The 6,349-nt window shown below is 60.3% G+C and carries 6 protein-coding genes; 5 read left to right on the forward strand and 1 reads right to left on the reverse strand.

Features of this window, described 5'->3' with window-relative positions; translation table 11 throughout:
• The first annotated feature begins 12 nt into the window (after nucleotides 1-12).
• The 3 genes from ACTCHC_RS09735 to ACTCHC_RS09745 are packed head-to-tail and all read left to right on the forward strand — an operon-like array spanning nucleotide 13 to nucleotide 2,989.
• Nucleotides 13-819, forward strand: coding sequence for an SDR family NAD(P)-dependent oxidoreductase (locus ACTCHC_RS09735; protein WP_463022292.1), 807 nt, complete (start codon nucleotides 13-15; stop codon nucleotides 817-819).
• Between the two features lie 19 nt (nucleotides 820-838).
• Nucleotides 839-2,227, forward strand: coding sequence for an FAD-dependent oxidoreductase (locus tag ACTCHC_RS09740; protein WP_463022293.1), 1,389 nt, complete (start codon nucleotides 839-841; stop codon nucleotides 2,225-2,227).
• A 9-nt stretch (nucleotides 2,228-2,236) separates the two neighbouring features.
• Nucleotides 2,237-2,989 carry an SDR family NAD(P)-dependent oxidoreductase gene (locus ACTCHC_RS09745; protein WP_463022294.1) on the forward strand — a complete coding sequence of 251 codons (753 nt, stop codon included), beginning with the start codon at nucleotides 2,237-2,239 and terminating at the stop codon, nucleotides 2,987-2,989.
• 8 nt (nucleotides 2,990-2,997) lie between these two features.
• Here ACTCHC_RS09745 and ACTCHC_RS09750 read toward each other — a convergent pair whose 3' ends face one another.
• On the reverse strand, nucleotides 2,998-3,999 hold the full coding sequence (locus ACTCHC_RS09750) for a LysR family transcriptional regulator (RefSeq protein WP_463022295.1): 1,002 nt from the start codon (nucleotides 3,997-3,999) through the stop codon (nucleotides 2,998-3,000).
• 207 nt (nucleotides 4,000-4,206) lie between these two features.
• Between ACTCHC_RS09750 and ACTCHC_RS09755 the strand changes: the two genes are divergently transcribed.
• Nucleotides 4,207-5,889 carry an FAD-dependent oxidoreductase gene (locus ACTCHC_RS09755; protein ID WP_463022296.1) on the forward strand — a complete coding sequence of 561 codons (1,683 nt, stop codon included), beginning with the start codon at nucleotides 4,207-4,209 and terminating at the stop codon, nucleotides 5,887-5,889.
• 2 nt (nucleotides 5,890-5,891) lie between these two features.
• Nucleotides 5,892-6,349 (forward strand): isocitrate lyase/phosphoenolpyruvate mutase family protein (locus tag ACTCHC_RS09760; protein ID WP_463022297.1); only part of this gene is annotated, 458 nt, incomplete at its 3' end.

Consider the following 6,349-nt stretch of genomic DNA (forward strand, 5'->3'; position numbering starts at 1 on the left):
AAGGGAAAAGACATGTCCTTTGCGGGAAAGGTCGCGGTTGTAACTGGCGCGGCCAGGGGGCTGGGCCGTGCCTATGCACTGCGGCTGGCGCAACTGGGGGCCGATGTCGCAGTGATCGACATCAACCTGTCGGGGGCCAATGAATTCGGCGAAGAGCTGACCGCGGCGACCGTGCCGCTGGAAATCGAAAAGCTGGGGCGGCGCAGCCTTGGTGTCGAGGCTGACCTGACGCAAGAGGCCGCCGTGCGCGATGCCTTCGCGCAGATTCAGGCGCATATGGGCCGCGTGGACATTCTGGTGAACAATGCCGGCGGGGCAATTACGCCGGTCGAACGAAGCCTGGCGTCACAGTTTCCGCAGGAAGACTACGACAGGATTTTTGATGTGAATCTGCGCTCTACCATTTTGTGCTGTCAGGCGGCGGTGCCTTTGATGAAGGCATCCGGTGGCGGGGCCATCGTCAACACGGCGTCCATGGCCGCATTGCTGCCGGCCAATCGCAACGGCATCATTTCGGCCTATGGTGTCGCCAAGGCGGCGGTCATCCAATACACCCGCTATCTGGCGGTCGAGGTCGGGCAATATGGTATCCGGGTCAATTGCCTGTCGCCCGGTTCGATTTCCACGGCGCGTATTCTGGCCACGGCGAAGGCGCGCGGCATACAGAACCCCGCCGAGATCGAGGGAATTCCGCTGCGCCGTTTCGGCAAACCCGAGGATTGCGCCGGTGTCGTTGAGTTTCTGACCAGCGATCTGTCGGCCTATGTGACAGGGCAATGTATTTCCGTCTGCGGTGGCCGTGTCGCCGTTCCTTCCTGATAATAATGCCGGGGTGAGCATGATCGCAAAGCAAATAGATATTCTGGTGATCGGTGGCGGCATGGCCGGCTTCAGCGCGTCCATCGCGGCTGCGCAGGCAGGGGCCAGGGTGACCATGCTTGAAAAATGCGATGCGATTGGCGGCAGTTCTCTGCTCAGCGGGGCGACCTTTGCCTTTGCCGGAACCGACATGCAGCGCGATCAGGGCGTGGAGGACAGTGTGGATGTGCTGCGCGCCGATTTGCTGGATGTCGGCGGGCACAAGAACGACCCTGCGATTGTAGAGGTCTATCTGGATCATCAGCTGGAAACCTATGACTGGCTTCGCGCGGTCGGCGTGAATTTTTCCGCGGTCGAGCTGAGCTCGAACATGTCGCGCCCGCGCAGCCATTCGGCCCTGCCGCGTCAGATTTTCGACGTATTGGAAGCCGCTGCCGACAAGGCGGGGGTGGCGCGTTTCACCGGCGCGGCTGTCACCGGGCTTTCGCCCGCGCCCGAAGGCTGGACGGCCGAGGTGCAGATGAAGGATGCCGTGCATCAGGTTCAGGCCAGGGCGGTGATCATCGCGACCGGCGGTTTTGCGCGATCCATTGGTCTGGTGGAAAAATTCGTGCCGGGTCAATCGGCGGCGTTGCGTCTGGGCGGGCAGGGATCAACCGGCGACGGGATTGAAATGGCCATGGCCATGGGGGCCGATGTTGCCGATGTCGAATATGTCAGCAGCACTTATGGCGTGCCTCTGGCCCATTACCCGGACCGCAGGATCGAAACCCAGGGGCCGCCGCCGCTGGTCCATGCGATGTATCGCGGCGCGATCATCGTGAACCTTGATGCCAAACGGTTCGCGAACGAGGCGTCCTCCTACAAGGTTCTGGGCGATATCTGTCTGCAGCAGCCCGAGGCGGTATCGTTTCAGATCATAGATCAGGCCATTCTGGATCAATCGGTGGAATTGCCGCGCACGCATAACTACAAGGATGCGCTGAAGCGCGGGTTCCTGCGCAAGGCAGACACGATCGCTGAACTGGCGGGTCTGGTGGGGCTGGATGCGGCGGCGCTGGAAGATACCGTGGCGCGCTATAACGCCTTTGTTGACAGCGGTAAAGACGAAGATTTCGGCCGTGTCACCCTTGGCAAAGGGTATGGCGTTCCGGTGCGTATCGATACCGCGCCCTTCTATATCATTCCCTGCACGGCCTCGTTGTTTTCGACCTATGGCGGGCTGAAGATCAATGACAGCTTGCAGGTCGTCACCGCGTCGGGTGAGCCCCTGGGCAACATCTTCGCCGCGGGTGAGGTTGTGGGCGGCTTCCACGGCAAAGGTTACATGAGCGGCACCGGCATGGGCAAAGCCGCCGTTTTCGGGCGGCAGGCAGGTCTGCGCGCCGCCGCCAGCATCACGCAATAGGGGATAGGAATGGCAAAGAGCGAAAGACATGTGGCCATCATCACGGGCGGTGCCGGTGATATCGGCAAGGCCAGCGCAAGGGCGCTGATCGAGGACGGGTGCTATATCGTCGTCGTCGATGCGAACCCGAATGCCGCCGCAAAGGTGGCTGATCTGGGCGCCGAGAACATAGAGGCACATGTCATCGACATCGCGTCCGAGGACGCGATCAAGGCGCTGATCGCCGATGTCGGTCGCCGGCTGGGCCGGATCGACATTCTGGTGAACTGCGCGGGCATCCACCCCAAGCGCGATGGCGCCAAGGCCATGATCCATAATACGCCGACGGATGAATGGGATACGGTCATGGCGGTCAACCTGAAGGCACCCTTCGTGTTGTTCCGCGAGGCATTGCCCTTCATGTCCGGGCGGGGCTTTGGCCGGGTGATCAATATCGGATCGCGTGCAGGCCGCACGATTTCGCCGATTGCCGCTGCACATTATTCGGCGTCAAAGGCGGGGTTGCTGGGGCTGACCCGCGTGATGGCGGTCGAGGGGGCCGCCGAAGGCATCACCGCCAATTTCGTGGCCCCTGGCCCCGTCGAGACGGCCCTGACGACATCGCTGCAATCCGTACGCGAGGCAATTGCCAAAACCATTCCTGTCGGACGTTACGGCCGTCCCGAAGAGATCGCGGCGGCTGTGCAGTTTCTGGCGTCGCCCAAAGCATCGTTCATCACCGGCGCGGTCATCGACGCCAATGGCGGATCGTTCATGCCATAAAGGCTGGCCTAGTGGCCCAGGTCGTATAAAAGGCCCGGATCGCTGTTGGCCAGCATGGCGTCGGCGGTTTGCAGGAAATTGGCGATGACAGGCGATTCAGCGTCGCGGTTCCAGGCCAGGGTCAGGGCGGTTTTCGGCGTTTCCTCGATAATGGGAATGTATTTCACCCGCCTGACCTGAATATGTTGCAACGAGGCGGGGACAAGCGACATGCCCATTCCCGCCGATACCAGGCCCAGCAGGGTATGCGTATCGGATGCTTCGTGCACGATATTCATGCGAAAGCCCTTTTCTTCGAGGGCGCCGAACATCAGCCGGCTATAGTCGCGGTTGGCCGAGGGAAACACGCGGATCAGTTTTTCAACGGCCACCTGTTTCAAGGATATCCGTTCCAAAGCGGCCAGCGGGCTGGCCATGGGCACAACGGCGACAAAGGGTTCCTCGAACAGGCGTTTGGTTTCGAATTCGGGCGATGCAATGGGGCCGCGCAGAATGCCGATGTCGATGCGCCCTTCATGCAGGGCCTGGATCTGCTGCGAAATCGTCATTTCCTGAATATGCAGGCGCACCCCGGGAAAATCGGCGGTGAATTGCGGCAACAGATAGGGGATCAGCGAATAGATCGACGAAAAGATCGCGCCGATGGCAAGTGGCCCGTTTTCACCATTGGCGATGGCCTGCACCATTTCCGACGCGGCCAGGGTCGTGTTGATGATCCGGCGGGCGTATACCTCGAAGGCAGCCCCTTCGCGGGTCAGCGTCACCTGTCGGCGTGAACGGTGAAACAGCTTGGCTTTCAGCTGATGTTCCAGCGAAATGATCTGCTGACTTAGCGGTGGCTGGGCAATGCCGATCCTTTCGGCCGCGCGGGTAAAGTTCAGCTCTTCGGCGACGGCCAGGAAATAGCGAAGCTGACGCAGTTCGATCTTGGGCTGCACCGCATAGATCGGCAACCGCGATTCCGAGCCGAGCGCTGTAAAGACGGCGTCATTATCATTCTGATCGGTCATGCATCGCATTTACGCCCCTGCGCCTGCGCTGACAACTGGCAACGATATATACAAGCCTGATTTCGGTGCGGTCAGGATATTGATTGCGTCTAACAAGGCTTGGTTTTCATCTTGGACATTTGCCCGCGTGATCTTGCATGTTCGGGGCTATGGCGGCCCGGTTCGGGTTGGCCGGAATATCTGTGGGTAATGCGGGATGCGGATCACATGAACAGCAAACATGTACCGGTTTTGATCGTTGGCGCGGGGCCGGTGGGCCTTTCATTGGCCGGGGATCTGGGCTGGCGGGGGGTGAACTGCCGGTTGGTCGAACAATCGGATGGGTCAATCTATCAGCCCAAGATGGATATGGTCGGGATCCGAACCATGGAATTCTGCCGCCGCTGGGGCATTGCCAAAGATGTGGAATATTCCCCTTATCCGCGCGACTATCCGCAGGATAACGTCTGGGTCGAGTCGCTGACTGGATATGAATTCGGGCGCGAGCCGATGGTGTCGAAGGCCGAAGAGCCGATTCCGCAGCAAAGCCCGCAAAAACGCGAACGTTGCCCGCAAGACATGTTCGATCCGATCCTGCAGCGGTTTGTATCGAAATTCCCGCAGGCAGAAATCAGTTATCGGACTGAATTCGTCAGCTTTGAAGAACATGATGACAAGGTTGTCGCCAAGCTGAAAAATCTTGAAACGGGCGAAATTGAAACAGTGACTGCGGATTACCTTGTGGGCACCGATGGCGGGTCCAGTTCGGTGCGTGAACAGTCTGGTATCCGCATGGAAGGCAAGCCGGTTCTGACCTATACGACCAATGTCATTTTCCGCTGCAAGGATCTGCCGTCGCTGCATGACAAGGGCAAGGCCTATCGGTTCATCTTTATCGGTCGGGAAGGCACCTGGCTGACGATCGTGGCGATCGACGGGGCGGATCGGTGGCGGATGTCGGTGGTGGGCGGCGCGGAAAAGCGCAAGTTCAGCGAAGACGAGATCAACGCCCTGATCATCCGCGCAATGGGCAAGCCGTTCGAGTTCGAGATTGAATCGATCATGCCCTGGGTGCGGCGGCAGTTGGTGGCCGATACCTATTCGACCAAGCGGGTGTTCCTGGCTGGCGATTCCTGTCACCTGACATCGCCCACCGGTGGTTTCGGGATGAATACCGGTATCGCTGATGCGGTTGATCTGGCCTGGAAGCTGGAGGCGGTCCACAAAGGCTGGGGCGGCGATGTGTTGCTGCAATCCTATTCGATTGAACGTCAGCCCGTTGCGGTGCGCGCCGTGACCGAGGCCGGCGGCAACCTGGAGCGTATGCTGGAAACCCGCAAGAAAGGCCCGCCCGAGGCAGCCTTTCACCCCGGCCCAGAAGGCGACAAGGCCCGCAAGGAATACGGTGACTGGTATACCGAGATCATGAGGCGCGAATGGTATTCAATCGGTATCCATCTGGGGTTCACCTATTACGATTCCCCCGTAATCTGGAAAGATGGCAGCGTGGCCCCGCCGGACGAGGTTTCGAACTATGTCCAGACCGGGCGGCCCGGCCACCGCGCGCCGCATGTCTGGATGAAGGACGGGCGTTCCACGCTTGATCTGTTCGGTCGCGGCTTTGTTCTGCTGAAACTGGCGCCGACGGATGCGAAAACCAACCTGTTTGAATCTGCCGCCCAGGATAGGGGTGTGCCGCTGCAAGTCGTCGATATTTCCGACGAAGACAATGTGCGCGCACTTTACGGGGCCGATCTGGCCCTTGTGCGCCCCGACGGGCATGTGGCCTGGCGCGGCGACGCGGTGCCGGCCAATACGGGCGATATTCTGGACGTGGTGCGCGGCGTGACCGATTATGCTAGCGTGCAGGCGGCCAAGGGGCAGCCCGTTGGCGCAGTGGCAGGAGCCTGACATTGACCTATCTCATCGACCCCGGTTCAACACAGCGCAAACGTCCCGGCGATGTCTTTCGCGATTATCTAGCGCGCGCCGAGATCCTGCAATTGCCGGGGGCGCATAACGGTATGGCGGCCTTGCAGGCCAAGGCTGCCGGGTTCGAGGCGGTCTATCTGTCGGGGGCGGCGATGTCGGCCTCGATGGGGATGCCTGATCTGGGGGTTTTGTCCAAGGATGACGTCTGTTTCTTCATCCGCCAGATTTACCGCGCGTCGGGCCTGCCCATTCTGGCGGATGGCGATACCGGCTTTGGCGGTGTGCTGAATGTGATCGACATGGTGCGCAGCTTTGAAGAGGCGGGCGCTGCCGCCGTGCAGATCGAAGACCAGAATCTTCCCAAGAAATGCGGCCATCTGAACGACAAGAATCTGGTCAGCCCGCAGGAAATGGCGGCCAAGGTCGCCGCCGCCGCCCG

It is taken from the genome of Actibacterium sp. (assembly GCF_055134745.1).